The following is a 24,030-nucleotide window of genomic DNA, read 5'->3' on the forward strand; positions in this document are numbered from 1 at the left end:
CGGGTCATGCTTCCTGGTCGAGGATGCGCTTGGCGCGGTAGAAGGAGTCATCTTTCAGCTGGCCGAACAGGACCAGCGCTGAGCCTTGTGTGGCCGACACCTCATACCGGCCAGGGAAGAACATCAGCATCGGCTTGTCCGAGACGACCGTTTGCAGGTTGTTGAGCACGGTGTGCGAGCGCACGAACGGGAACACCTCGCCGATGCCCGTCAGGAAAAGTATCTGGAACGACTCGGCTGCGATGCGCTCCTTGATCGCCGGAGCCAGATGCATCTGCGGGTCGAGCATGTTCTGGAGCATTTTGAGAAAATCGCGCTTGTCCATCGTCGGCTCGGCGGCGAGGACGCGGTCCCAGACGTTGCGCTTCTTGAGCAGCTCGACGCAGAGGTCGTAGAGGTTGATCTCGAAGACCTTAATGCCAAGCTCCGTGTCGAGCTTGGTCTTGATGCGCTTCTTCGCCTGAGCGACGTCGAGCGCCCACGTCGGGTCATAGTCGTAGATGAAGTGGGCGACCTCGTTGCCAAGGCCCTCCATCTTGAGGAAACGCTCGCTGCTGAGAACCTTGAACAGGTGCTTCTCTTGCTGAGCCAGTTTGGACTTGGATTGCTGGGGCATCATACCAGCCTCGTCGGGAAGAAGCGGATGTCGCTCGGTGTTCGCTCGGTGAGACATTCGGCGACGCGGGCAGAGAGAAGCGCGGGCTCGATAGCGCCCTGCGTGGTCAGCAGCCCCGCCTCGACCAGCATTTTGAAGAGCACCTGGCGGAGCTTCTTGTAGGACAGGTCGGTGACCTCGTCCAGTTCGTCGTGCCACATCGCCTTGGCGCGGTAGAAAGAGTCGTAGTCTTCGTAGGAGACCGTGCCCGCCAAGGTGAGGAAGCGCTCACGGAGCACCTCCTCGGCGAACTCCCCGATGAGGTCGTGGCGACGACAGGCGGCTGCCCACATGAGGTGGCCGCGCTCAGTCGATGTGCCGTTGACCACGATCTGGAGCTCGGGCTCGCTCAGGAGCTGGAGTCTCGGGATCAGGGCGCCGAGAACCCGCTTGGTCGAGCTAGCGACGCGGCTTTGGAGCAGGTTGGCGTCCTTGACCTGCACGCGGGTGGCCGCCCAGTCGTGACCTCGCAGGTATGTCGCCGCGACCACGGCCGCTTCGGTTGCGAGAAGGCCGCCGGTCGTGAATGACAGCGCATAGCGCGGCGCTGCGGCCGAGTCGCTGTTCACCGGACACCTCCTCTGAATGATGGCAAGTTGATTACGATACGTCGGCCCTCCGACAGTTCGGGCCTCAACGCCTGCGATGGTCAAGAGGCGCCCTTATCGTCGGGCGCATGCTGAGCCGCACCGCCGCTGCGCACCCAATCGTCAACCTCACTGACCTGGAACTTCCAGAGCCGACCGACGCGGTGAGCGGGCATCTTCTTGTCGGCGATCCAGTCGTAGACGGTGTCTTTCGTGATGCCCAAGTGGGCGGCGATCTCCTCGGCAGACAGCCAGGGTTCAGCCACGTCGATAGACCTCCGGGATCAGGGGTGCACGAAGCACGCGGTGGTAACTCTAGCGACGGCCAGAACCGGAGGACGCCCGCGACACGCCGCCAAACCCGGCCAAACCCGGTTTGACGGCTCTTCGAACTTCCGGTGGGGATCAGGTCCTGAGTCCTCCGGCGGCGAGGAGCATTTGCAGGCGGTAGTTGTTGGGGTTGCGGTAGCCGCGGGCCAGACGCCGGTGGAGCTCGATGATGCCGTTCATGAATTCGGTGCCGCCGTTGTTGGACCGCCCGGCGGTGAAGTACGCGAGGAACGCGTCCTTTCAGCGTCGTAGGCTCCGCCCGAGTCGCGCGATCTCTGGGACAGGGCAGGTGTGGAAGATGCTCAGGATGCGTTCGGCCATCGCGCGGCCGGCGGTCAGGTCGGCGCAACGATAGGCTGCACGCCGGTCTGGGCGCAGCGCCAGACGAGGTAGACGCCTTGGTGGAAGCCTGGGCTGCAAGTTGTTCAGCAGCGCGCGCAGCGGTGTCACGTAGTTGACGGACAACCCGTGCAAGTCCTCCTCCGCCATCTGCGAGAGCAGCGGGAACATCACCGCCTCGGTCTTGCCGCCGGCGGTCGGTGCGATGAGCAGGCAGTCCGCACCAGATCTGGCCGGCTCGACGGCGGCCCGTTGCAGCGGCCGGAGCGCCGGCCATCCGAGGGAGTTCACCACGTGGTATTCGACGGCCGCAGTCAGTCCCGTATCGCTGCTCACAGGTCGAGCTCGACGTCATCCACACTCCCGGCGGCAAGTCGCACCGCACCCAGGTTGCGCGCCTCGGTCTCGGTGACGCTGAGCTCGCCGGCGTCGACGGTGAGCACGTAGTCGCGCCGGGGCCGGAAGCCCTCGAACTGGTCGACCCTGTCCATCACGTCCACGAGCTTGCGCAGGAACAGTCGGGGCGCCACCCCCACCTTGCCGCCCAGCTCGCCGGCCCCCGCGGTCGCCAGCGTGCGCACGTACGCGTCGTCGACGAAGTCGAGCACCCGACCGCCGGCGGTCGCGCCACCGGCGTACAGGTCACGAACGCGGTCACGCGGTGCCCGTCGATGTCGGTGATGCGCAGCTGCGCCCCGGGGTGGGGACGTTCCTTGCGGGCGATGACGCGCATCCCGGCGGGCCAGCCGGTCAGATCGAGCAGGTCGGTGAGCTCCGCGACCCAGGCCCCGTCGCGGATCTGGTCGTGGGCGTCGTAGGCCGGGGTCCAGACCTCGGCAGGGATCTGCTCGAGCAGGTCGGCGGTGTGGTGGGGCAGCGTGAAGCCCACCGAGTACGACAGTCGCCGGCCGGTCATCCACTCCACGACGTCGTGAGTGCAGCCGGCGCCATCGGTGCGGATCAGGACCCTGCGGCCGGGGCGGGTGCCGGCCCGGTAGGACGGCAGCTGTTTCAGGGCGGCTTTGATGACGGTGATGTGGTCGGTTGCGGTGTTGGACCCGGCGTTGCCCGCACGCAGCAGGAACGACAGCGGTTCCCCGCTGCCGTCGGGACCGTGGTCGACGAACGCGCACAACGGATGAAAACCGTAGCCGCGCTTGAACGTAGGACGGGCGTTCTCCTTGTCGCTATGGGAGGTGACCAGCGTGGCGTCCAGGTCGATGATCAGCGGCGACCTCGCCGTCGTAGCGTGATCAGGAGCGTCCTCCCCGGCCAGCGCCCACGCGGTCGCCCGCGCCGCGGCCCGGGCAGCATCGATCGCTCCCAGCGCCGCCGGGGCGTCGGCGGCCAGCGCGTCGATGGTGCGCGAGACCGTCGGGTCCGACGCCACGCTCCCGTAGAGCCCCGGCTCGGCGCGCAGCAGGCCGACGTCCGAGAGCGTGTCACCGCCCAACGCCAGCGACACCGCAAGGTCGAGCACGACCTTGGCCGGGTCGTGGGCCGCCAGCGGCTTGCGCCACGGTGACAGCGCCGCCGACAGCTCCCGCGACAGGCCCGTCGCGGCGATCGTCTCGGTCAGCAGCACACCACCGGCCTGCCCGATCGCGGGCACGTTGGCCGTGTCGACAGCAAGACGGGGATAGGCCCGGGTAGTCTTCACCTTGAAGGTGCTCCTTGAACTGGTACCGATCTGGATCTCGACAATCCCTATCGTCCCAGGTCAGGAGCACTTTCTATCTCAGCGACACGGCCCCACAGCAACGCCGCTGTGAAAGCACCGGGCTAGGGACGCCCGCCACGCCTCCGGTTGACCACCCCCACACCGTGCTGCATACTGCTGATTCTTGCATCACTCGTTGCAGCAAGACCGCAAGGCGGCGGGTTTGTCGATGGGGAAGGTCCATGACTGCACAGCAGCAGCTACGCCTGGGAGTCGTCGGTTACGGCAACCGCGGGGTCATCGCCCAGCGTGCCGCGGCGGCCGACGGCCACAGCGAGGTCGTCGCCGTCTACGACCCTCACCCGGCCGCCCACCGCCGGGCCCGCGAGCAGCTCGGCGCCGACGTCCGCATCGCCGGCAGCCTCGAGGAGCTCACCGGCCTCGACGCCGTCTTCCTCACCTCCCCCGACGACGCCCACGAGGACCAGGCGGTGGCGCTCCTGCACGCCGGCGTGCCGCTGTTCGTCGACAAGCCGCTGGCGATCACGCTCGAGGGCGCCGACCGGATCCTCCAGGCGGCCTACGACTCCGGCACCAAGCTCTACGTCGGGCACAACATGCGGCACATGCCGGTCATCCGGCAGCTCAAGCAGCTCGTCGACGAGGGCCGTATCGGTGAGGTCAAGGCGGTGTGGTGCCGCTACTTCGTCGGCGACGGCGGTGACCGGTTCTTCAAGGACTGGCACGCCGACCGCCGCCGCGTGAACTCCCTCCTCCTGCAGAAGGGCGCCCACGACATCGACGTCATCCACTGGCTCGCTGGCGGCTACTCCCGCCGGGTGAGCGCCATGGGCGGGCTGAGCGTCTACGGCGGCATCACCGACCGCCACGACGGCACCGGCGACCGCCTCGTGCGCGACTGGCTCGACCGCGACCACAACTGGCCGCCGCTGGCCAACACCGGCCTCAACCCGGTCGTCGACGTCGAGGACATCTCGATGATGACCATGCAGCTCGACAACGGCGCCTTCGCCACCTACAACGAGTGCCACTTCACCCCCGACTACTGGCGCAACTACACCGTCATCGGCACCGAGGGCCGCCTGGAGAACTTCGGCCTCGGCGGCGAGGGCGGCTACGTGCGGCTGTGGAACCGGCGCACCGAGTTCAAGGAGCACGGCGACGAGGAGTTCCCGATCCCGCAGGTCATCGGCGGCCACCACGGCGCCGATCCCGCGCTGCTCGCCGAGTTCCTCCGGTTCGTCCGCGACGGCACGCCCACCGAGACCTCGCCGGTCGCGGCCCGCGAGGCGGTGGCCGCCGGAGCGCTGGCCACCGCGTCGATGCGCGGCGACGGCTCCGCCCAGGTGGTGCCCCCACTGTCGGCCCACATCCGCGACTACTTCGACAACGGTCAGCAGCCCGCTGCCGACCACCCCACCAGGCCGGCGGCCCCAACGCCGTCGGACCTCCAGCGGAAGACAAGGAATCTGCGATGACGCACCTGACGACCCGCCGGCCCCGAGCGGTCCGGCTGGCAGCCATGGCCGTGGCGGCCTCCCTCACGCTCGCCGCCTGCACCGACGACGCCGGACCCGGGCCCGAGGACGGCGCCGTCCCGGACAACACCGGCACCCCGGACGCCGCCATGGAGTCCCCGATGCTCACCGAGCTGGTCGACGCCGGTGACCTGCCGCCGCTGGAGGAGCGCCTGCCGGCCACGCCGATGGTCCTCGAGCCGGTGCACAGCGAGGGCTCCTTCGGCGGCACGCTGCGCCGCGCGCAGACCGACGGCCAGGCCCGCGCCGTCCTCGAGTCCTTCGCCAACGTCGGGCTGATGGAGTGGAACTGGGAGAACGACACCCCGGCGCCGAGCCTCGCCGAGAGCGTCGAGGTCTCCGAGGACAACACCACCTACACCTTCACGCTGCGTGAGGGCCTCAAGTGGTCCGACGGTGAGCCGTTCACCACCGAGGACCTCATGTTCACCATCGACGACTACCTCAACAACGCGACGACGATGCCGTTCCCGCCGTTCTGGTTCTCCGACGGCGACGGCACCCCGGACGCCGAGGCCACCGACGAGCTCACGCTGACCATCACCTTCGACGAGCCGTTCGCGCTGTTCCAGAAGTACATGGCCCACCCAGCGGTGAGCCACCAGTTCATCAAGCCCAAGCACTACCTCGAGCAGTTCCACCCCGACTACACCGACCCGGCGGAGGTCGACGCCGCGGTGCAGGAGGCCGGCTTCGACTCCTGGGACCAGCTCTTCGCCGACCGCGACAACTCGTGGACGAACCCCGAGCGCGCGGTCATGGGCGCCTGGCTGGTCGTCAACCCGGCGTCGTCGTCGAGCGCGACCGCCGAGCTCGAGCGCAACCCGTACTACTGGAAGACCGACCCCAGCGGCCGCCAGCTGCCCTACATCGACGAGATCCAGGTGCAGGTCCTCGCCCAGGACGCCCTCGACCTGCGCGCCGCCAACGGTGACCTCGACTTCCAGGCCAACCACCTCGGGTACAACACCACCCAGGTCTACCTGGAGAACGCCGAGCAGCGCGGCTACAACGTGCTGCGCTGGGCACCCACCGGCAGCCTCCTCGGGATGAACTTCAACCTCTCCCACAAGGACGAGGACATGCGCGAGCTGTTCCTCGAGGACGACTTCCGGGCGGCCTTCTCCCAGGCCATCGACCGGGAGGACATGAACGAGCGGCTGCTCGGCGGCCTGGGCGTCATCACCCAGCCGACGTCGCCCGAGGGCAGCGACTACTACGTCGAGGGCGCCGGCCAGAACAACATCGAGCACGATCCGGACGAGGCCAACCGGCTGCTCGACGGCCTCGGCCTCACCGAGACCGAGTCGGACGGCACCCGGCTGATGGCCGACGGCACCCCGCTGGAGATCGTGCTCTCCTACGTCGAGGACAACGCGATGGTCCCGCGCACCGACGCCTACAACATGGTGCGCGCCAACCTCGCCGAGGTCGGCATCGACCTCATCCTGCGCCCTGTCGACGGCTCGCTGTACGGCGAGCTGCGCGGCGGCAACGACTTCGACATGTCCGGCACCACGGTCGCCGAGGACGACTGGGACCTCGAGCCGGTCTGGTACATCCCGACCGCGCCCAACAGCCACAGCGCCCCCGGCTACGGCCAGTGGTACGTGAGCGGCGGCGCCGAGGGCATGGAGCCGCCGGCCGAGATCCAGGAGCTCATGGACAGTTGGGACGCGCTGCGCGGCGCCGAGTCCGACGAGGACCGGATCGCCGCCGGGCAGGAGATCATGCGCCAGCACGACGAGAACACCTACATCGTCGGCCTGCTCAAGCTGCCGTTCCAGCCCGTCATCGCCGCCGACAACCTCGTCAACGTGCGCGACGACCAGCCCAAGTTCTCCTTCTACTACGGCCGCGAGGGCGTCACGAAGCCCGAGCTGCTCTTCTACGCCGGCGAGTAAACCGACCGCGACCGTGCTGCCCGGCCCGCTGCGGGGCCGGGCAGCACGACAGGAAGGCTGTCCATGCTGCGCTACATCGGCCTGCGGGTGCTGCACTCCATCCCGACCCTGGCCCTGGTCTCGATCATCGCGTTCTTCGTCATCCAGCTGCCCCCCGGTGACTTCCTCTCGACGCAGGTCGCCTACCTCGAGTCCCAGGGTGAGGGCATCGACCCGGCCCAGCTCGAGGCGCTGCGAGCGCGCTACGGGATCGGAGACCCGTTCTGGGTGCAGTACTGGAAATGGATCTCCTCGATCCTCTTCCACGGCGACTTCGGGCTGTCCTTCCAGCACCAGCGCCCGGTCTCCGGCCTCATCCTCGACCGCCTCGGGCTGACCATCACCCTCGGCGTCGCGACCCTCATCTTCACCTGGCTCATCGCGCTGCCGGCCGGCATCTACTCCGCCATCCGCCAGCACTCGATCGGTGACTACACGATCTCCGGGCTGGGCTTCATCGCCCTGGCGGTGCCGAACTTCATGGCCGCGCTCGTGCTGTCCTACATCGCGTTCGCGTTCTTCGGCAGCAGCGTCGGCGGGCTGTTCTCCCCCGAGTACGCCAACGCCGACTGGAGCATCGGCCGGTTCATCGACCTCCTCGAGCACCTGTGGATCCCGGTGATCGTCATCGGGCTCGCCGGCACCGCCGGCATCATCCGCACGATGCGGGCCAACCTGCTCGACGAGCTCCACAAGCCCTACGTCACCGCCGCCCGCGCCAAGGGCCTGCCCGAGCGCACCGTCATCGGCAAGTACCCGGTACGGATCTCGCTCAACCCGTTCATCTCCACCGTCGGCTGGAACATCCCCCAGCTGTTCGACGGCGAGGTGATCGTCGCGCAGGTGCTGACCCTGGGCACCATGGGGCCGCTGCTGCTCGCCGCGCTGCGCTCCCAGGACATGTACCTCGCCGGCGGCATCCTGCTGATCATCGCGGTGCTGACCGTGCTGGGCACCCTGCTCTCCGACATCGCGCTCGCCGCGGTCGATCCCCGTGTCCGATTCGGAAAGGCGTGAGGTGAGCCCACGATGAGCATGCATCCGCTACCGCCCGACGAGCCCGGCACCAAGCTCACCGACGAACCGACCGACGGCAGCGAGGTTGCCGACGACGTCGAGACGCCGGCCGACGAGCCACGCGTCGAGGTCGGGTCCGCCTCGCAGCGCCAGCTCATCTGGTGGCGCTTCCGCAAGCACAAGATGGCGATGATCGGGGTGTGGATCCTCCTGATCATGTACTTCGTCGCGGCCTTCGCCGGTTTCTTCGCCCCGTACAACAAGGACTCGGCGTCGTCCACGCACGCCTACCACCCGCCCCAGCTGCCGCAGTTCAGCATCTCCGACGGCCTGTACTTCCACCCGACGGAAGGCAGCACCGACCTGGAGACCCTCGAGCGGGTCTTCGAGGAGGACACCAGCCGCAAGGTGCCGCTCGGCTTCTTCGTCCAGGGCGAGGAGTACAAGCTGCTGGGCCTGGTGACCACCGACATCCGGCTGTTCGGCCCCACCGAGCTCGGTGAGCGGTTCTACCTCCTCGGGGCCGACCGCTCCGGCGCCGACGTGCTGTCCAAGATCATCTTCGGCTCGCAGATCTCGCTGTCCATCGGGCTCGTCGGGGTGGCGATCTCGCTCGTCCTCGGCCTGCTGCTCGGTGGGATCTCCGGCTACTTCGGCGGCTGGGTGGACAACATCATCCAGCGCCTCATCGAGCTCATCATGTCCATCCCCACGCTGCCGATGTGGCTGGGCCTGGCGGCCGCGATCCCGCCCGGCTGGGGCGCGGTGCCCACCTACCTGATGATCACCGTCATCCTCTCGCTGCTCGGCTGGACGTCGCTGGCCCGCGTCATCCGCGGGCGGCTGCTGCAGACCCGCAGCGAGGACTACGTGCTCGCCGCCCGGCTCGACGGCGCGAGCACCGGCCGCATCATCGGCCGGCACATGATGCCGGCCTTCACCTCGCACATCATCGCCACCGTCTCCCTCTCGGTGCCGGCGATGATCCTCGCCGAGACCTCGCTGTCCTTCCTCGGGCTCGGCCTGCGGGCGCCGGCGGTCTCGTGGGGCGTGCTGCTGCAGGACGCGCAGAGCGTCAACACGGTCGCCACCGCGCCGTGGCTGCTCATCCCGGGCCTGGCGGTCATCCTTGCGGTGGTCGCGTTCAACTTCGTCGGCGACGGTCTGCGCGACTCCGCCGACCCCTACGGAAAGCGGTCCGACTGATGACGGCGAAGAGCCCCCACGTGCCCGACGACCTCATCCTCGACATCCGCGGGCTGAAGACGGTGTTCCGCACCGACGACGACGTCGTCAACGCCGTCGCCGGCATCGACCTGCAGGTCGAGCGCGGCACGACCACCTGCATCGTCGGCGAGTCCGGCTCCGGCAAGTCCGCCACCGCGCGGTCGATCATCCAGGTGGTCGACCGGCCCGGCCAGGTCGAGGGCGGCCAGATCTGGTTCAAGCCCACCGCCGGCGCGACACCGGTCGACATCGCGGCGCTCGACCCGATGGGCTCGGAGATCCGCAAGATCCGCGGCAAGCAGATCGGGCTGATCTTCCAGGAGCCGATGTCCTCGCTGTCCCCGGTGCACACCATCGGGGACCAGATCAGCGAGGTGCTCGCGGTCCACGAGGGCGTCAGGGCCAAGAGCGTGCGCGACCGCGTCATCGCCGAGCTCGCCCGGGTGGGCATCCCCCGCCCCGAGGAGCGGATCGACGCCTACACCTTCCAGCTCTCCGGCGGCATGCGGCAGCGGGCGATGATCGCGATGGCCCTCATCGCCCGCCCCGAGCTGGTCATCGCCGACGAGCCGACGACGGCGCTCGACGTCACCACCCAGGCCCAGATCCTCGACCTGCTCACCGAGCTCAAGGAACGGGCCGGCAAGACGATGGTCTTCATCACCCACGACCTCGGGGTGGTCGCCGAGATCGCCGACAACGTGGTCGTCATGCGCGAGGGCAAGGTGGTGGAGACCGGCCCCGTGGATCAGCTCTTCCACGACCCCCAGCACGACTACACTCGCCACCTCCTCTCCGCCCTCCCCCAACGCTGGAAGGGGAATCCGTTTGCGGGTGGAGCGGTGGACCTCGCGGCGCCGCCCCCAACCCTTTCTCGCCGACAGCAGGATTCTCCACACCCGCCTCCTCCGCCCCCTCCTTCTCGTCGACAGCAGGATTCTCCACATGAGGACGGCACCCCCGTCACCGCCCCGGAGACACCGGACGCGCCGATCCTGGAGATCCGCGACCTGACCATGCGGTTCGACACCGTGGCCGGCAAGCTCTTCGGCCGAAAGTCCAAGCGGTCGCTCACCGCGGTCAACGACGTCTCGCTGACCATCCCGACCGGCAAGACCATCGGCCTCGTCGGGGAGTCAGGCTGCGGCAAGACCACCCTGGGCCGCGCCGTGCTGCGCGCCTACCAGCCCACCGCCGGCGAGCTGAACTACTGCCGCGCCGACGGCACCGTGGTCGACCTCGCCACGCTCAGCCAGCGCGAGCTACTGCCCTACCGGCACGACATCCGGATGGTGTTCCAGGACCCGTACGGCTCGCTCAACCCGCGGATGACCGTCGAGCAGGTCATCGCCGAGCCGCTGATCGTGAGCAAGAAGTACCGCCGGTCGGAGATCCACGACCGCGTCCACGCGGCGCTGCGCCGGGTCGGCCTGCAGTCCTCGATGGCGGCACGCTATCCGCACGCGTTCTCCGGCGGTGAGCGCCAGCGCATCGGGATCGCCCGCGCGCTCATCACCAACCCGCGGCTCGTCGTCGCCGACGAGGCCGTCTCCGCGCTCGACACCTCGGTACGCACCCAGGTGCTCGAGCTGCTCGCCGAGCTGCAGAAAGAGCTCGACCTCACCTTCCTGTTCATCTCCCACGACCTGTCGATCGTCGAGCAGATCTGCGACGAGGTGGCGGTGATGTACTTCGGCGAGGTCGTCGAGCACCGCCCCACCGCCGAGCTGTTCGCCGACCCCCGCCACGACTACACCCGGACGCTGCTCTCCGCCGTCCCGATCGCCGACCCGCGGGACCGCGGGACGAAGGAGCGCCGCCTCACCTACCGGCCGTGAATGCCGGTCCGTCGCCGCCCGCCCGTCTGCCCTCCTCCCGCCGACAGCAGACTTCTCCACCGGCACTTCGCCGAGAGCAGGATTGTCCACGGGAACGCGACTCCCGCGAGAGCCCGACGAGCCCTGATCTGTGGGGATCAGCCGACGGGGAACAGTGCGGTCCAGGCCGCGGAGTACTCGTCGTTCACCGACGGGACCAAGCTGCCGCTGACTCGTAGCAAGTGGGTGCCTTGCAGGTGGTGCCACTCGGTTCCAAACGCTGGGCCCAGTTCGGTGAGCATCTCCTGGATATACGTGGACCGGGCCTGCGCATCTTCAGGGGTTGCGAAGACCTCGACCACCGCACCGGCGTCGATCCCGTCGCCTCCGGCCGCCCGGCCGTCGGTGATCCGGGCGGCGGAAGTGTACTGGCCCGGCCTGCCGATGAGGTCGTTCGGGTCGGTGTTCTCGTCGTACACCGTCACTGCAGTGATCTCCGGATTGGCTGCACGCATGGCCTCGGTGGCCGCCTCGGCGTCCACCGGAGCGACGACCGTGGGGGTAGGGGCTGCAGTCGGTTCTGCTGTTGGTGTCGCGGTGGTCTGTTCCTCGGCGTCCTCCACAGGGGCAGTGACATCTGGCGCCTCGGGATGCGAGGTGCCCGAGGAACAACTGCTCACGATCAGCGCGCCTGCTAGAACGGCGGCGGCCAGAGCGAAACGTGGTTTGCGCATGGATGGACGGTAGCCGTCGGGACCAACACCCGCGTGCCGCGTTCACGCCGGGATACCAGCCTCGCCCATCACCATCGATGTCCCGTGGGCCGCGGCGCGCGCCAGGGCGTGGGCGTTGGCCGGGGAGAACGTTCCCGATCACCACGCGAGCGTCAGGACGCCGTTCTCCTCAATCTGGACGCCACGCTGGTCGCGTCCCACAGCGAGAAGGAGAACGCCGCCCGACGTTCAAACGCGGCTACGGGTTCCCTCCACTGTGCTCCTTCGCCGACCACGGCACGCCAATGAGACGGTGGCAGCCTGACGATCTGGCCGCCCACCACTACCGGCCACGCAGTGCCAGACCCGGTTGCGTCGCTGACCAGCACGCTCAACGAGGACGCCGTGCTCAACGAGCTGGGCCAAGGCACGCTGTGCAGTCACGTCATTCAGCCCCACGGTCCTCCCTTCCATCGGCCGCGCACACCAGCGTCAGCACTGCGCGTCGAGGTCGCCAGCGACGCCACGCAGACACAGGGGGACGGACCCCAAGTCCCCGCCGATCGGACGCCCGGTAACATCGTGGCCGCTCCACTGTCGGAGCCGTCCCTCGCCGGAGCTGTTGCAGCGTGGCGGCGCGCCCCGCACATCGCACGCGCCTCACGCCACACACCGAGTAGGAGATTCGATTGTCCACCCAGCGCACGCGCCCCTCGGCCCCCGCGAAGTCCGGTTCGCGGTCCGGCGCACCGAACCGCCGCCCCGCCCCTTCGCCGGAGAACGCGAAGCCACGCACCGCAATGGTCGCCGGAGCAGCGCTGCTCCTCGGCGCCGGTGGTGCGCTCGGCATCAACGCGCTCGTGCAGGGGACCGACGACTCCGAACCGGACGTAACGGCCATCCACCAGGCGAACGAGCAGCGTGACATTGAGACGACTCGTGAGTTGACCTCGATCGCGCGGGAGGTCGCCGAGGACCTCGGGCCCGCGGTTGAGGGTCTGGCTGCCGCCATCCCGCCGCAAGAGGCGGCTCCGCTCGGACCATTGGCGTCCGCCACCGACGTCACCACATGGAGCACGTCGGTTGACGACGCACTCGCCGCCTTCGGCGACCCGCCCTCGGCCGGCACCGCCGTCAACGTCGCCCGCAGCAGCCTGACCGCGGCCGTGGAGCAATTCCAGGCCGCCGTGTCGACCTACGAGGCCGCACTCGCCGCCGAAGGTGCACAACAGCAACGCCTCATCGAGATCGCCGGGCAGCAGCGCGGTACCGCAGTCTTCACCTGGTCCATCGCGGCCACCCAGATCGACTTCATCAACGTCGAGGCAGACCTGGGCCACGCCCACGTCGTCCTGCCGTCGGCCCCCGGTTCGGCGGACTTCCTCGACCATGCCCCCGAGGGCCACGGCTGAGCTGTCCGCCGTCCCGATCGCCGATCCGCCAGTTCCCCTCCCGCCGAGAGCTGGATTGTCCACGGCGACCACACCGGTACTGCCGACAATCGGAGTTGATACTGAGCAGGATGGAACCAAGACTCTGGGGAGCAGGCATGAGGGGGACGAGACCATGACGACGATAGTCGACCACGACGCCTACATTGCCGCGGCGCCCGAGCCCTTCCAACCATCGCTGAAACGGTTGCGCGCGATACTGACCCGAGCCCTGCCGGAAGCGGAGGAGATCGTGGCTTACAACATGCCGGGCTTCAGCATCGGCGGCTCGGTCGTCGCGAGCTATGCGGCGTTCAGCAAGCAGTGCGGGCTGTATCTCCTCGCCGGCGCCATCTCCGAACACGCCGACGAAATCGCGGCCGCCGGCCTCAAGGCGACCAAGACCGGCATCACCTTCTCGCCGCGCAAGCCGATCCCGGACGACCTCGTCGAACGGCTGGCGCTGGCGTCGCGAAAGGACGCCGAAGCCTGAAGGCTCACGCCCTGGGCGACGACGGCCAGATCGCCGCGCGAGTCCGCCTCTCGCCCCGGGCGGGCTGGACGGTGCTCTACTCCTCCCGTTCGCGAAAGCAGGATTGTCCACGGCAACGCGGCACGTTGCCGTGGGCAATCCTGCTGTCGGCGCAAGGAGTGGCCTCGGGAGGGCCGAGGATTGTCCACGGCGACGCGCCGCTCGGCCGCCAGCTACCAGCAGGGCCACGGGCAAGCCGAGACCATCGTCCTCTTCGGCGACCGCCACCCCATGCGCCGCCGCCGAGGGCAGTGGGAATGGCGCCACCCCGGCATTCGCAGCATCTACGAAGGCCCCGGCCGTGACCTCGCCGAACTCATCGCCGAAGACCTCGGCCTCATCATCGAGTAGGCGCCTCACCGAACGCGGCAGGAACGCGACCCTGCCAGCCTCGGACAGTCGGCTCGCGTGAAGCTCGTCCGGCGCGACCGTTGAACACCAGCGACGGTGTGGCGCCTACCCCCCGAACGGACGCACCGGGCGCCCCGGAACATCCACCGCAGTCGCGAACACGGCCCCTGCCCCGGCGACCGCTGCGTCCCCGTCCACGAGCCTCGAGGTCGTGATGAACAGCGTCCGCAGATCCGCGCCGCCAAACGTGCAGGCCGTGACGTGTGGAACAGGGACCTCCACGATCGTGTCGAGCTCTCCCGCCGGGCTGTACCGGCGCACCTGCCCTGCCCCGTAGATCGCGACCCACACACCGCCGTCGGCGTCGACGACCAGCCCGTCGAAGTCCCCGATCTCCCGTGACAGCTCCACGAACGGGCGCCGGTGATGAATGCTCCCAGCGTCAGCGTCGAACACGTCGATGCGGCCGGTCGCGCCGTCGACGTAGTAGGCCCGGGTGTGGTCGGGCGAGTAGTCGATCCCGTTGGAGATCGTGACGTCGCGAAGCACCTGCTCGACCTGCAGATCCGGGGTCACTCGGTAGAGCGAGGCGATGCCCGGTGTCACTTCCCAGCTCGAGGATCCGGCATAGAGGCTGCCGTCGGGCGCCGCGGTGCCCTCGTTCATCCGCTCACCGGGAGCGCTCGTGAGGGTCACGTGCCTCGTCGGCAGGTCGTCGACGTCGTCGGCCAAGGCGATGCCGTGCTCGGTCGCCACGACGTACCCCGACGTTCGCCGGGGTCGGACGAACGCCGCGACCCGTCCGACGTCCATCCGTCGCACGGCGCCGTCGTCGGCCAAGGTGAGGACACCACCGTTGAGCATGTCTACGAAACGCAGACCGCCCCACGCGGGTGACCAGACGGGTCCTTCACCGTGCCGGGTAACGACATCGGTCACCTGCTCGACAGCGCCCATGGCGCTCACTCCTTCCTAGAACGGGGTGGCATCGAGTGCCGCGGGGCGCCCACCGACCGCCGGGTCGGCGAAGTCGGTGTTCGGCAGCAGCGGGAACCAGCCTGGGCGCCCCGGGTCGCGGTCGTAGGGGTAGCTGCCCAGCTCCCGGTAGAGCTCGGAGTACTCGGCGAGCTTGTCGCGGTCCAGCTCGACCCCCAGGCCGGGGGCGTCGGGGACGGCGATCTTGCCGTCCCGGTAGGGAAGCTTGCCGCCGGTGATGATGTCGTCCTGCAGGTGGTGGTAGTGGCCATCGGCGGCGAACACGAGGTTCGGCACCACGGCACCGAGATGAAGCATGCTCGCCAGCTGGATGCCCAGCTCACCGGAGGAGTGCACGGCGATACCCAGCTGGAAGGTGTCCGCCACGCCGGCCGCCCTGACGCACGGCCGGATGCCCCCCCAGAAGGTGGTGTCCAGCAGGATCACGTCGACGGCGGGTGCCAGAATGTTCGCGGCCAGCTGCTCGAAGTTCACGACGACGGTGTTGGTCGCCGTGGGGATCCGGGTGTTCTCCCGGACGCGTCGCATGCCGGCCAGCCCGTAGCAGGGGTCCTCGAGGTAGTCGTTGTCGAGGTCCTCGATGCCGCGCGCGAACCGGATGGACTCCTCGACGCTCAGCACCCCGTTGGGGTCGTAGCGGAAGCGGTCTCCTGGCAGGGCGTGGGCCAGCTCCCGGTAGCACTCGAGCTCGTACTGCGGGTCGAACACTCCGCCCTTGAGCTTGTGCACCCGAAACCCGTGCTCGTCCTTCAGGGCGCGGGCATGGGCGACGAGCTGGTCCGGGGTGCGTACCTCTCCCGTGCCGTCTGCTGCCGGATACCGGAAGAACAGGTAACTGGCGAACTCCACCTCGTCGCGCAGTGCACCGCCGAGGAGTGCGTGCACCGGCAGTCCGGTGTGCTTGCCCAGCAGGTCCAGGCAGGCGAACTCGACCGCGGCGAGCAGCTGGGTGCGGTTGTTGTAGAGGCTCGCCGTCGGGTTGGCGATCATGAACCGCAAGGCCTCGGTCTGGGCCGGGTCATGGCCGATGAGGTACGGCTTGAGCGCGGCAACGGCCTGTTCCGCGCTCTCGCCGCCCCCGCCCATCTCCCCCAGCCCGATAAGGCCGTCAGTCGTCTCGATCTCGACGATCGTCCGCACGAACCGGCCCCAGTGGGCGCCGTTGCTGTGCCGCAGGGGCGCCTCCAGTGGAACCGTGACCGTGGTCGCCCGAATATCGGCGATGCGCATGGAGCTTCCTCGGACCGTCATCCCTCGACCTCCGGAAGTGCCACACCCAGGCCGGCGGTCAGCCCGCCGTCGACCTTGAGGTCGGCCCCGGTGATGAACGACGCACGGTCGGAGAGCAGAAACTCCACGGCGTCGGCCACCTCCCGGACCTTCCCCACGCGCCCGAGCGGATGCGCTCGTCCCCATGTCTGCACGACGTCCTCCACCTCGTTGTCGTTGCTGAAGAGTCCGGCTGCCCATCGCAGCATCGGTGTGTCGATGGATCCCGGGCATACGGCGTTGACCCGGATCCCCTCCGGCGCGTGGTCCAGCGCCATCGCCCTCATGAGGCCCAGGAGCGCGGCCTTGCTCGCCGTGTACGCGGCGACCTGTCGCTGACTGGCGTAGGCCTGCGCCGAGGAGACCAGCACGATCGCCCCCGCGCCGCGCGCTCGCAGCAGCGGCACCGCGACCCGGCAGGTGTTGAACGCGCCTTCGACGTTGACGCCCATCACCGCCGAGTACACGGCCGGGTCAGTGGCGTCGACGGTGCCGTAGCGCTGGATTCCTGCGGCGCACACCACGCCGTCGAGCCCGCCGAGCTCCTGTGCGACGTCGTCGGCCACGGCACTGAGCCGCTCCGGGTCCGTCACGTCCGCCGCTACCGGCACGAAGCGCCCGGCGGCCGACTCGAGGCTCGTCGCCATCTCGGCCAACGCCTGCTCATCGGCATCCACGCCGACGACGACGGCGCCGGCGCCGGTGAGTGCCTGCGCCACACCGCCGCCGATACCGGCTGCGGCACCTGTCACCAGGACGACACGCCCGTCCCACGATCGCTCACTCATCACTGCTTCTCCCATAAGTCATCCACTACAAACTCTCGATCGCGAGCGACATCGTGATCGTTGTCGTCTCGCCACCCTCGAGGGCTAGTCCCCCGGGGACGTCACTGCGTGTGGGGCTTGTCGACGGCTCCAGCGCCAATGTCCGTGCACGTTCGAACCACGGGAACTCCGCCGAGGCGTTGAGCTCCTGCCAGAACCACGCATTGGGAAGGTGGTCCCCGTCCCACTCGCCCCGGACCCCCAGGCCGACGTCGCTGTTAGCCACGCTGAACCAGTGGCTCTCGAAGTCCTCGAGCCAACCGAAGACGGCTCGCTGCTCAGATGGCCCTGGGACCCGGCGCAGGTCCCACGTCTGGCCGTCGGCCGTCGTGACCCACGGCCAGGTGAAGCCCTGCTCCGCGAAGTCCTCGGCGAGGTTCGGGACGAAGGTGCGAGCACCGGTGTCGATACGGCAGTCCCCCGTCAGCAACTGGGCACTGAGCGCCGGATGCTGCACATAGGTGAGGTGCAGGTCCGCGGGGCTCTGGTTCGTGAGGTGGTCCTCCACCGTCAGCGTCCGGCCGGTCAGCCGGATGTGCCGCCAGATGGTCACCGGAACGCTGAAGAGGTCGACCGTCAGCGTCGCGTGATCGGTCCCGGCCTCGCCGACCGTCCACGGCACCAGCGACGCCTCGCCGTGATAGCCCGCGACGGCGCCGTGGACGGTAGCCGCCTCACCGGCGTGCGGGCACAGCGTCTGCCAGCCCCCTCGGTACTGCTCGAGCCACCTGCTCTTGGTGTCGAAGGCCAGGGGACGTTGCCCCGCGTGCACGGCGTCGGCGCGCTCTCGCCACGGAGTCTCGAAGAGCACGTCGATGCCCGTGGTGTGGTCGACGAAGCTGAGGATGTCCGCGCCGCACGCTGGGTCGAGCACCGCGGTGGCGCCGTCACCGACCAGGGTCAGCATCTGGCCGCTCATTCGATCGGCCGCAGGCTGGAGGCGAAGAACCGCGTGGAGCTGAGGAACAGCACGACGGTCGGTATCGACACCACGAGCGCGGCAGCCAGCGCCACCGGCGGCCCGACGTTGTACAGGCCACCGGTCAGCTGCGCCAGGGCAGCCATGACCGGCCTGATCTCCGGGCTCGTCGACAGTGTCAGGCCGAAGAGCAGGTCGTTCCACACCCAGGTGAACTGGAAGATGAAAGCCGCCACGAGCGACGAACGAATGATCGGCAGATGGATCTGAAAGAAGACCCGCGGCCAGCTCGCGCCGTCGAGCTGGGCCGCCTCACCCAGCTCACGAGCCACGGTGGTGAGGTAGTTCCGCAGCAGGAAGTAGGCGAACGGGATGCAGATCGCGGTGTAGATGAGCAGCAGGCCCATCTGCGTGTCGTAGATCCTCAGCTCGTTGTACGAGCGGAACAGCGGCGGCAGGAAGATCTGCAGCGGCAGGAGTGTCCCGCTGTAGATGATCCAGAACCACATCGTGGGCCGCTTGGACGGCATGACGACCGCCGCGAAAGCAGCAAGTGCCGCGAGAATTACGGCCACGAACCCAGCCGCGGTCGCATAGAGCAGGCTGTTGAGCAGCCCCGTGCCCAGGCTTGCCTGTTCCCAGGCAACGGTGAGGTTCTCGATGAGCCCAAGCCCTTGTGGCCACCAGGTGGCCTGGCCCTCGTAAGACGACACCGGCGTCATGGCGTTGACGACGAGCAGGTAGACAGGGACGAGCCAGATGACCGAGACCAGCGTGAGCAGCGTGTAAGTGATCGATTTGCGAAGCATGGGGTATCAATCTCTCTTCGGCATCTGCGTGCGCAGGTAGAGCCACGAGCTCAGCACGACGATGATCGTCAGCATGACGGCGACCGCAGCGCCGACTCCGTACTGACCCAGGACAAAGGTTCTGCGATACATCGTGACGGCGAGCGTCTCCGAGATCTGACCGGGCCCCCCGCCCGTGAGGACCCAGATGAGGTCGAACACCCGCAGTCCGTTGGCGAGCGACATCCCGATGACGACGACGGTGACCGAGCGCAGCTGGGGGAACACGATCCGCCAGAACAGGGTCGCGCCGGAGGCGCCGTCCAGGCGGGCCGCCTCGACCGTCTCCGTCGGGACCGACTGCAGTCCGACGAGGAAGAGGATGACGGCCACGCCGGACGTCTGCCAGGCGTAGACGAGGATCATCGCGATCGTGTTGTCGGGCCAGTTCAGCAGCCAACCCCGGGTGATGCTCTCCATGCCCAGGAAGTCGAGCAGCTGGTTCGCCGGCCCTTCCGTGCTGAGCATGAACTTCCAGATCGTTCCGGTCGCCACGCCCGAGAGCGCGTACGGCAGGATGAACGCGAGCTGGAACAGCTTGCCCATCCGCATCGCGTTCGTCAGGACGGCGATCCCCAGGCCGATGGACGCCGGCAGGATGATCGCGCCGAAGGTCCACAGCAGCGTGTTGAACAGGGACTGCTGGACAGCCGCATCGCCCAGCAGCGCGATGTAGTTGTCGAAGCCGATAAACACCGGCGTCCGCAGACCGTCGTCCCTGGTGAAGCTCTGGACAGTGGTCAGGACGAACGGCAGCAGCAGGAGGATGCCGACGAACGCCGTCGCGGGGAGGAGGAACAGCCCGGCCGAGGCCCGCCCCGAGAGCCTTCGCCTCCTCTTCGGGGCGGGACTCGTGCCCACGGTGGCCGTGGCGGTCTCGCTACCGCCATCGTGGGGATGTAGCGCGGTCATCTAGTCCTCCCAGTTTGCCCATTCGGCATCGGCGCGCGATTGCATGGCCTCGAGGGTCGAACTGATGTTGTCCGGGCTCGGGTCGGCCATGAACGCCGCCATGTCCTGCACGTTCCCCTCGATCAGCGCCGGCGGGCTCGCCTCCCAGTACCGGGTGAGCTCACGCATCTCGCCCGCCAGGACCTCTTCGCGGACGCTGTTGAGCACCTCGTCGTCCGAGACGACCTCAGGGTTGGCGCTCAGCCCCTTCGACTCGGCAATCAGCTCAGCCTGAGCATCGGGGTTCAGCAGCTGTGTGAGCCACTGCTTCGCACCCTCGAGGTTCGCGCCCTGCTCTGCGGCGGCGATGATCCCGCTCTCGGCGATGACGGTCTGTTCCGTGCCTGCCTCGACGGTCGGGAGCACGAACGAACCGTAGTCGTCCGACGTGAGGCCGGCATCCGCGAACGAGCCGTTGCGCCACGAGCCGGCGACCGTCATTGCGACCGATCCCGACTCGAGCATCGGCACCTCGTTGTCCCAGGGGGTGTCCGCGGGCGTGAAGAAGCCACGCTGGTAGAAGTCGGACCAGATCTCCATGGCCTGCTGGGCCACATCGTCGGTGTAGCTCGCGTCGCCCTCGGTGAGGTCGACATAGAAGTCCGGGTCGATCTTGCTGACGAGCTCCTCGAACCAGATGAATGCGGTCCAGCCGGGCTCGATAGTCGCAAAGAAGGGTGTGATGTCCGCATCGGCGATCGCCTCGGCGTTGGAGACGAACTCGTCCCAGTCGGCGGGCACACTCAGGCCGAGGTCGTCGAATACGCTCTTGTTGTAGTAGACGGTCCAGTACGCCTTGTCGAACGGAATGGCATAGACGCTGCCCTCGTAGGAGAAGCTGTCCCGCGTGTCGTCATTGACCCACCCGTTACCGACAGCTTCCTCCCAGACGTCTGTGAGGTCCGCCAGGCCGCCGCTTCGCGCGAGCTCCTGCACCCGGTAGCCGTTCCACCATTTGACCAGGTCGGTAGTGCTGTCACTCGACAGCGAGGACCTGATGACCTGCTGGTAGTTCTCGGTCGACTGGACCGTACGGGGCTCGAACGTCAGGTCGGTCTCGGCCCCGATCACCTCGTTGGCAGCTTCGAGCTGCGGCAGGATCGCGGCCTCGTCACCGATGAACGTGACTGCGTCCGCATCGCCCCCGGCTGTCTGTGACCCCTGGGCGCACGCAGCCAGCATCAGGCTACCGACCGCGAAGGTCACGATGATCTTTCGACGCTTCATTCCATTCTCCTTTGAATAGCGGAAGTTGACTTGCCTCGTGGGGAGAGCTGTTAGTTGTTGCTGCCACCCCCGCTGCCGGCGCTGTTGGCAATCTCCGTGGCAACGTCGAGCAGGTGGCGGCGCATCAGCTCGGTGACTTCCTCGACTTCCCCGGCCACGATGAGTCGGACGAGCTCCCTGTGCTCCGCCAGGTCGGCGTGGGGGTCGCCGTGGAGCACGAGGATCCGCCGCTGATCCTCGGCGTGCAGGAGCAGCAAGGAATCGAGGACGTCCTCGACGATTCGGTTGCCCGTCGCCGAGGCGATGGCACGGTGGATGTCGACGTTGATCGCCGAGAGCCTGCCGTCGTCGAGCTCAAGGGAGTCCGCGGCCTCCTCGATCAACCCCTCCAGCCGTGCGAGCCCCTCGGGGTCACGCATCTGCGCCGCGCGAGCGGCGACGCTCGGCTCGAGGATCGCCCGCGCCTGCACCAGCTCCACGAGCCGGTGCACGTCCGCCGCCGGCGCCACAGCGTTGGGCACGACGCTGCGGTTGAAGTTCGTCCCCACATAGATGCCCGAGCCGTGCCGGAAGGTCAGCACCCCCATGCCCTCGAGCTGACGCAGCGCCTCACGCATCGTGGGGACGGCAACGCCGAAGTGGTCGGCGAGGTTCCGTTGGGAGTCGAGCCGCTCCCCCGGGCTCAGGTTCAGGTCAGTCATCATCCGCACCACCGCGGACACGAGGTCGGAGCTCAAGCTCGTCCTCACCACATGCGCGCCCTCACTCGACGTCGTTGTCACCATAAAGTGATCATATCAGTTGCTCACCTTCCGACGCTACCTCCCTGGGCCCCAGGGGGCAGTGCTCCCGAGCAGCTCGCGGACCATTCAACTGGCACCGGAGAGCTTTGCGGGCAATCCAGCGGTCGGCGCGAAGGGAAACTACCTACTGACATTTCAGCCGTCAGCGACGCCGGGGAGGGCTCGATGTCGTTCCGGATCTCAATGCCGCAGCTCGTGAGTCGCGGCGACGATCACCGGCCATGGCGCACGCCGCACGAGGCCGGGGATGATGCCGTGCCAAGCGCCCCGGCCCTCGTCGTAGAGGCGCTCGCGCCAGGAGCGGTCCGGGTCGACGTACTCGTCACTGACCGCCAGCGACCGCACCCGCGGGTCAATGAACGCCGCAAGCCGCGCGAGATATGCCCCGTACCCCACGCCGGCCAGCGCCACCCCGTCCGGGGCGAAGAGCTCGATGGCGCGGATGACGTCGAACACCTGCCCGGCGGCAAGGCTGTCGCCGAGCCAGAGCAGGTCGCTGAGGATCTTGTAGACGGTGCTCGCCTGATCCTCCGGGCGCCGGCCGTCGCGCTCGTGCGGCGCGAGCACACCGCGGCCCCGGACATCCAGCACCAGCGTCGTCCCGTCCGCCAACCAATCGTCATCCGTCAGGTCCGCCGACCCTCCGTCGAGCAGCAGGATCCGCTCCACCGGCGGCCGCTGCCCACCGAGCAGGATGCCCGCGCCCCACAGGCCCGGGTCGCTCTGCCACAGCGCATGCACCGCCCCGTCAGCCGGCAGGTAACGCACGTGCGCCGCCGCCGGAGTTCTCCCGGCGTAGACCTGCTCGCGCAGCCACCGCCGAGCATCCTCAACAGCAACCGACGGGACCGGCTCCACCTCCTCGCGCAGCCGGTCATGGATGAAGCGTGACCCACCCGGCTCCTGAGCCACCTGACCCGAGCCAGTGCACTGCAGCTCACCCGCCGGCAGCACCGGAACCTCCGCCGCCGCCAGCGACACCGCCGATTCATGCCCGAGCAGCCGGTCGAAGAACACCACCGCGCGGTCCGCGAGCGCCGGGTGGTACCGGTGCGCGCAATCCTGCTGCACCAGCTCAAAATTGCGGGGCACCCCCAGCACCGCCCACGCCTCCTTAGCTCGCTCGACAGTCGCCAGCGTCCCCTCGATCGGGAAGAAGTCCGACTGCGCGGCGAGCACGCACACCCCGCGCGGCGCCATCGTCATCAGCAGCGCGTCATGGTCGACCCCGGCCTGGGTGCCGCCGAGCAGGATCTGCTCGGCGTCCTGCCGGCCGCCGGTGGGCAGGTACGCCTCCCGGGAGGTGACGTAGGTGGCCGGCGCCGCGCCCGCGAGCCGGGGATCGAGGGCCATCAGCAGCGTGGTGAGCATGCCGCCGCCGCTCGACCCGGTCGCCACCACCCGCGCGGGGTCGACGTCGTCGCGCTGCAGCAGGTAGTCCAGCGCCCGGCAGGCGTCGTCGACGAAGTAGCGCGCCGGGGACAGCCCCGCCCACCAGCACGCGAGCCCGGCGTAGGTGTGCTCGGTGGTGCCCGGCGCGACCAGCGGTGCCCCGTCGTCGTCGAGGTAGCCGTGGCGCTCCCCCTGACCGACCGGGTCGAAGCTCAGCACCACGTAGCCGCGCGCGGCGAACGCCCCGCAGGCCCGCTGGTAGTCCGGCTCAGCCTTGGCGAGGTCGCTGTGACCGGCGAGGAACAGCACGGCGGGCCGGCCACCCTCGGGCACCGGCGAGGCCGGCAGGTAGAGGTTCGCCGGTACCGGCACCCCGGGCCGGACGGTGACCGTCAGCCGCTCCACCCGGTACGGGGTGCCCGGCGGCAGCTCGGCGGCGCCGCGATGCGAAGCGACCACCGGCCCGTCGGCACCAGGCAGCGGGCCGCCGATGCCGTCGAGCACCGCCGCCCGCACCTCCCGCTGCAGCTCCTCGAGCCCGCCCGCGTCCATCCGCCGGCGCTCTCGGTTATCCGCGGAGAGCGCCGTCGTGCGCCGCGCGACGGCATCACGAAGGTCGTGGCGCGGGTCGTGATACC

The 24,030-nt window shown here is 68.5% G+C and carries 22 protein-coding genes and 5 pseudogenes; 9 read left to right on the forward strand and 18 right to left on the reverse strand.

Annotated elements, in window-relative coordinates; all coding sequences use genetic code 11:
- Positions 1 to 4 precede the first annotated feature (4 nt).
- The 8 genes and pseudogenes from V2J52_RS14195 to V2J52_RS14225 all read right to left on the reverse strand — a co-directional run.
- Complete coding sequence (locus V2J52_RS14195) at positions 5 to 616, reverse strand: DUF1788 domain-containing protein (protein WP_331228381.1); 612 nt, start codon at positions 614 to 616, stop codon at positions 5 to 7.
- Positions 616 to 1,224: a DUF1819 family protein gene (locus V2J52_RS14200; protein WP_331228382.1), complete on the reverse strand. Its 609-nt coding sequence runs from the start codon at positions 1,222 to 1,224 to the stop codon at positions 616 to 618. Before V2J52_RS14200 ends, V2J52_RS14195 begins: the two co-directional genes overlap by 1 nt.
- Positions 1,225 to 1,304: 80 nt before the next feature.
- Positions 1,305 to 1,508, reverse strand: a complete 204-nt coding sequence (locus V2J52_RS14205; RefSeq protein WP_331228383.1) for a helix-turn-helix domain-containing protein — start codon at positions 1,506 to 1,508, stop codon at positions 1,305 to 1,307.
- A gap of 139 nt (positions 1,509 to 1,647) precedes the next feature.
- A pseudogene (locus tag V2J52_RS17070) lies at positions 1,648 to 1,955 on the reverse strand (transposase); the annotation flags it as partial.
- A 43-nt stretch (positions 1,956 to 1,998) separates the two neighbouring features.
- A pseudogene (locus V2J52_RS17075) lies at positions 1,999 to 2,247 on the reverse strand (DEAD/DEAH box helicase); the annotation flags it as partial.
- A complete protein-coding gene (locus V2J52_RS14220; RefSeq protein WP_331228386.1) occupies positions 2,244 to 2,402 on the reverse strand; it encodes a hypothetical protein in 159 nt (52 codons plus the stop codon). The gene V2J52_RS14220 and the pseudogene V2J52_RS17075, both read right to left, overlap by 4 nt.
- 9 nt (positions 2,403 to 2,411) lie before the next feature.
- A pseudogene (locus V2J52_RS17080) lies at positions 2,412 to 2,519 on the reverse strand (hypothetical protein); the annotation flags it as partial.
- A gap of 26 nt (positions 2,520 to 2,545) precedes the next feature.
- A pseudogene (locus V2J52_RS14225) lies at positions 2,546 to 3,571 on the reverse strand (IS1380 family transposase); the annotation flags it as partial.
- A 242-nt stretch (positions 3,572 to 3,813) separates the two neighbouring features.
- Between V2J52_RS14225 and V2J52_RS14230 the strand changes: the two are divergent.
- The 5 genes from V2J52_RS14230 (at position 3,814) to V2J52_RS14250 (ending at position 11,155) form a co-directional block, all read left to right on the forward strand.
- Positions 3,814 to 5,070, forward strand: coding sequence for a Gfo/Idh/MocA family protein (locus tag V2J52_RS14230; RefSeq protein WP_331228387.1), 1,257 nt, complete (start codon positions 3,814 to 3,816; stop codon positions 5,068 to 5,070).
- Positions 5,067 to 7,034 (forward strand): ABC transporter substrate-binding protein, encoded by a 1,968-nt coding sequence (locus V2J52_RS14235; protein ID WP_331228388.1) that lies wholly within the window; start codon positions 5,067 to 5,069, stop codon positions 7,032 to 7,034. Before V2J52_RS14230 ends, V2J52_RS14235 begins: the two co-directional genes overlap by 4 nt.
- A gap of 63 nt (positions 7,035 to 7,097) precedes the next feature.
- Positions 7,098 to 8,090 carry an ABC transporter permease gene (locus V2J52_RS14240; RefSeq protein ID WP_331228389.1) on the forward strand — a complete coding sequence of 331 codons (993 nt, stop codon included), beginning with the start codon at positions 7,098 to 7,100 and terminating at the stop codon, positions 8,088 to 8,090.
- A gap of 18 nt (positions 8,091 to 8,108) precedes the next feature.
- Positions 8,109 to 9,296: an ABC transporter permease gene (locus V2J52_RS14245; protein ID WP_491062190.1), complete on the forward strand. Its 1,188-nt coding sequence runs from the start codon at positions 8,109 to 8,111 to the stop codon at positions 9,294 to 9,296.
- Positions 9,296 to 11,155 (forward strand): ABC transporter ATP-binding protein, encoded by a 1,860-nt coding sequence (locus tag V2J52_RS14250; protein WP_331228391.1) that lies wholly within the window; start codon positions 9,296 to 9,298, stop codon positions 11,153 to 11,155. The genes V2J52_RS14245 and V2J52_RS14250 overlap by 1 nt, the downstream gene beginning before the upstream one ends.
- 137 nt (positions 11,156 to 11,292) lie before the next feature.
- Here V2J52_RS14250 and V2J52_RS14255 read toward each other — a convergent pair whose 3' ends face one another.
- Positions 11,293 to 11,868: a hypothetical protein gene (locus V2J52_RS14255; protein WP_331228392.1), complete on the reverse strand. Its 576-nt coding sequence runs from the start codon at positions 11,866 to 11,868 to the stop codon at positions 11,293 to 11,295.
- An 88-nt stretch (positions 11,869 to 11,956) separates the two neighbouring features.
- On the opposite strand from V2J52_RS14255, the pseudogene V2J52_RS14260 reads away from it, so the two are divergent.
- The 4 genes and pseudogenes from V2J52_RS14260 to V2J52_RS14275 form a co-directional block, all read left to right on the forward strand.
- Positions 11,957 to 12,149, forward strand: a pseudogene (locus V2J52_RS14260) (IS1380 family transposase); the annotation flags it as partial.
- A 387-nt stretch (positions 12,150 to 12,536) separates the two neighbouring features.
- Positions 12,537 to 13,259, forward strand: a complete 723-nt coding sequence (locus tag V2J52_RS14265) for a hypothetical protein (protein WP_331228393.1) — start codon at positions 12,537 to 12,539, stop codon at positions 13,257 to 13,259.
- Positions 13,260 to 13,413: 154 nt separating this feature from the next.
- Entirely contained in the window at positions 13,414 to 13,770 is a 357-nt protein-coding gene (locus V2J52_RS14270) for an iron chaperone (protein ID WP_331228394.1), read from the forward strand.
- A gap of 180 nt (positions 13,771 to 13,950) precedes the next feature.
- Positions 13,951 to 14,160, forward strand: a complete 210-nt coding sequence (locus V2J52_RS14275; RefSeq protein WP_331228395.1) for a hypothetical protein — start codon at positions 13,951 to 13,953, stop codon at positions 14,158 to 14,160.
- A 105-nt stretch (positions 14,161 to 14,265) separates the two neighbouring features.
- Here the strand turns inward: V2J52_RS14275 and V2J52_RS14280 are convergent, their stop codons facing one another.
- The 9 genes from V2J52_RS14280 to V2J52_RS14320 form a co-directional block, all read right to left on the reverse strand.
- Complete coding sequence (locus tag V2J52_RS14280) at positions 14,266 to 15,117, reverse strand: SMP-30/gluconolactonase/LRE family protein (RefSeq protein WP_331228396.1); 852 nt, start codon at positions 15,115 to 15,117, stop codon at positions 14,266 to 14,268.
- Positions 15,118 to 15,132: 15 nt separating this feature from the next.
- Complete coding sequence (locus V2J52_RS14285) at positions 15,133 to 16,386, reverse strand: enolase C-terminal domain-like protein (protein ID WP_331228397.1); 1,254 nt, start codon at positions 16,384 to 16,386, stop codon at positions 15,133 to 15,135.
- Positions 16,387 to 16,403: 17 nt separating this feature from the next.
- Entirely contained in the window at positions 16,404 to 17,216 is an 813-nt protein-coding gene (locus V2J52_RS14290) for an SDR family NAD(P)-dependent oxidoreductase (RefSeq protein ID WP_491062191.1), read from the reverse strand.
- Between the two features lie 22 nt (positions 17,217 to 17,238).
- Positions 17,239 to 18,159: a DUF4432 family protein gene (locus V2J52_RS14295; RefSeq protein ID WP_331228399.1), complete on the reverse strand. Its 921-nt coding sequence runs from the start codon at positions 18,157 to 18,159 to the stop codon at positions 17,239 to 17,241.
- A gap of 8 nt (positions 18,160 to 18,167) precedes the next feature.
- On the reverse strand, positions 18,168 to 18,980 hold the full coding sequence (locus V2J52_RS14300; protein WP_331228400.1) for a carbohydrate ABC transporter permease: 813 nt from the start codon (positions 18,978 to 18,980) through the stop codon (positions 18,168 to 18,170).
- A gap of 6 nt (positions 18,981 to 18,986) precedes the next feature.
- Entirely contained in the window at positions 18,987 to 19,931 is a 945-nt protein-coding gene (locus V2J52_RS14305) for a carbohydrate ABC transporter permease (RefSeq protein ID WP_331228401.1), read from the reverse strand.
- The gene (locus tag V2J52_RS14310) at positions 19,932 to 21,197 is read right to left on the reverse strand and encodes an ABC transporter substrate-binding protein (protein WP_331228402.1); all 1,266 of its coding nucleotides are present in this window, start codon (positions 21,195 to 21,197) and stop codon (positions 19,932 to 19,934) included.
- 50 nt (positions 21,198 to 21,247) lie between these two features.
- Entirely contained in the window at positions 21,248 to 21,982 is a 735-nt protein-coding gene (locus tag V2J52_RS14315) for a FadR/GntR family transcriptional regulator (protein WP_331228403.1), read from the reverse strand.
- Between the two features lie 198 nt (positions 21,983 to 22,180).
- Positions 22,181 to 23,944, reverse strand: a complete 1,764-nt coding sequence (locus tag V2J52_RS14320) for an alpha/beta hydrolase family protein (protein ID WP_331228404.1) — start codon at positions 23,942 to 23,944, stop codon at positions 22,181 to 22,183.
- Between the last annotated feature and the right edge of the window lie 86 nt (positions 23,945 to 24,030).

The organism is Georgenia sunbinii (assembly GCF_036421875.1).
Classification (GTDB): domain Bacteria; phylum Actinomycetota; class Actinomycetes; order Actinomycetales; family Actinomycetaceae; genus Georgenia_B; species Georgenia_B sunbinii.

Excerpts from the sequence above, each read along its gene's own strand:
- V2J52_RS14195 (WP_331228381.1), bottom strand. The coding sequence starts at position 616 with ATGCCCCAGCAATCCAAGTCCAAACTGGCTCAGCAAGAGAAGCACCTG.
- V2J52_RS14220 (WP_331228386.1), bottom strand. The coding sequence starts at position 2,402 with ATGGACAGGGTCGACCAGTTCGAGGGCTTCCGGCCCCGGCGCGACTAC.
- V2J52_RS14230 (WP_331228387.1), top strand. The coding sequence starts at position 3,814 with ATGACTGCACAGCAGCAGCTACGCCTGGGAGTCGTCGGTTACGGCAAC.
- V2J52_RS14255 (WP_331228392.1), bottom strand. The coding sequence starts at position 11,868 with ATGCGCAAACCACGTTTCGCTCTGGCCGCCGCCGTTCTAGCAGGCGCG.
- V2J52_RS14295 (WP_331228399.1), bottom strand. The coding sequence starts at position 18,159 with ATGCTGACCCTGGTCGGTGACGGCGCCACCGCGGTGCTCGACCCAGCG.
- V2J52_RS14315 (WP_331228403.1), bottom strand. The coding sequence starts at position 21,982 with ATGGTGACAACGACGTCGAGTGAGGGCGCGCATGTGGTGAGGACGAGC.
- V2J52_RS14245 (WP_491062190.1), top strand. The coding sequence starts at position 8,109 with ATGCATCCGCTACCGCCCGACGAGCCCGGCACCAAGCTCACCGACGAA.
- V2J52_RS14250 (WP_331228391.1), top strand. The coding sequence starts at position 9,296 with ATGACGGCGAAGAGCCCCCACGTGCCCGACGACCTCATCCTCGACATC.
- V2J52_RS14235 (WP_331228388.1), top strand. The coding sequence starts at position 5,067 with ATGACGCACCTGACGACCCGCCGGCCCCGAGCGGTCCGGCTGGCAGCC.
- V2J52_RS14285 (WP_331228397.1), bottom strand. The coding sequence starts at position 16,386 with ATGCGCATCGCCGATATTCGGGCGACCACGGTCACGGTTCCACTGGAG.
- V2J52_RS14320 (WP_331228404.1), bottom strand. The coding sequence starts at position 23,944 with ATGGACGCGGGCGGGCTCGAGGAGCTGCAGCGGGAGGTGCGGGCGGCG.
- V2J52_RS14310 (WP_331228402.1), bottom strand. The coding sequence starts at position 21,197 with ATGAAGCGTCGAAAGATCATCGTGACCTTCGCGGTCGGTAGCCTGATG.
- V2J52_RS14270 (WP_331228394.1), top strand. The coding sequence starts at position 13,414 with ATGACGACGATAGTCGACCACGACGCCTACATTGCCGCGGCGCCCGAG.
- V2J52_RS14280 (WP_331228396.1), bottom strand. The coding sequence starts at position 15,117 with ATGGGCGCTGTCGAGCAGGTGACCGATGTCGTTACCCGGCACGGTGAA.
- V2J52_RS14240 (WP_331228389.1), top strand. The coding sequence starts at position 7,098 with ATGCTGCGCTACATCGGCCTGCGGGTGCTGCACTCCATCCCGACCCTG.
- V2J52_RS14305 (WP_331228401.1), bottom strand. The coding sequence starts at position 19,931 with ATGACCGCGCTACATCCCCACGATGGCGGTAGCGAGACCGCCACGGCC.
- V2J52_RS14300 (WP_331228400.1), bottom strand. The coding sequence starts at position 18,980 with ATGCTTCGCAAATCGATCACTTACACGCTGCTCACGCTGGTCTCGGTC.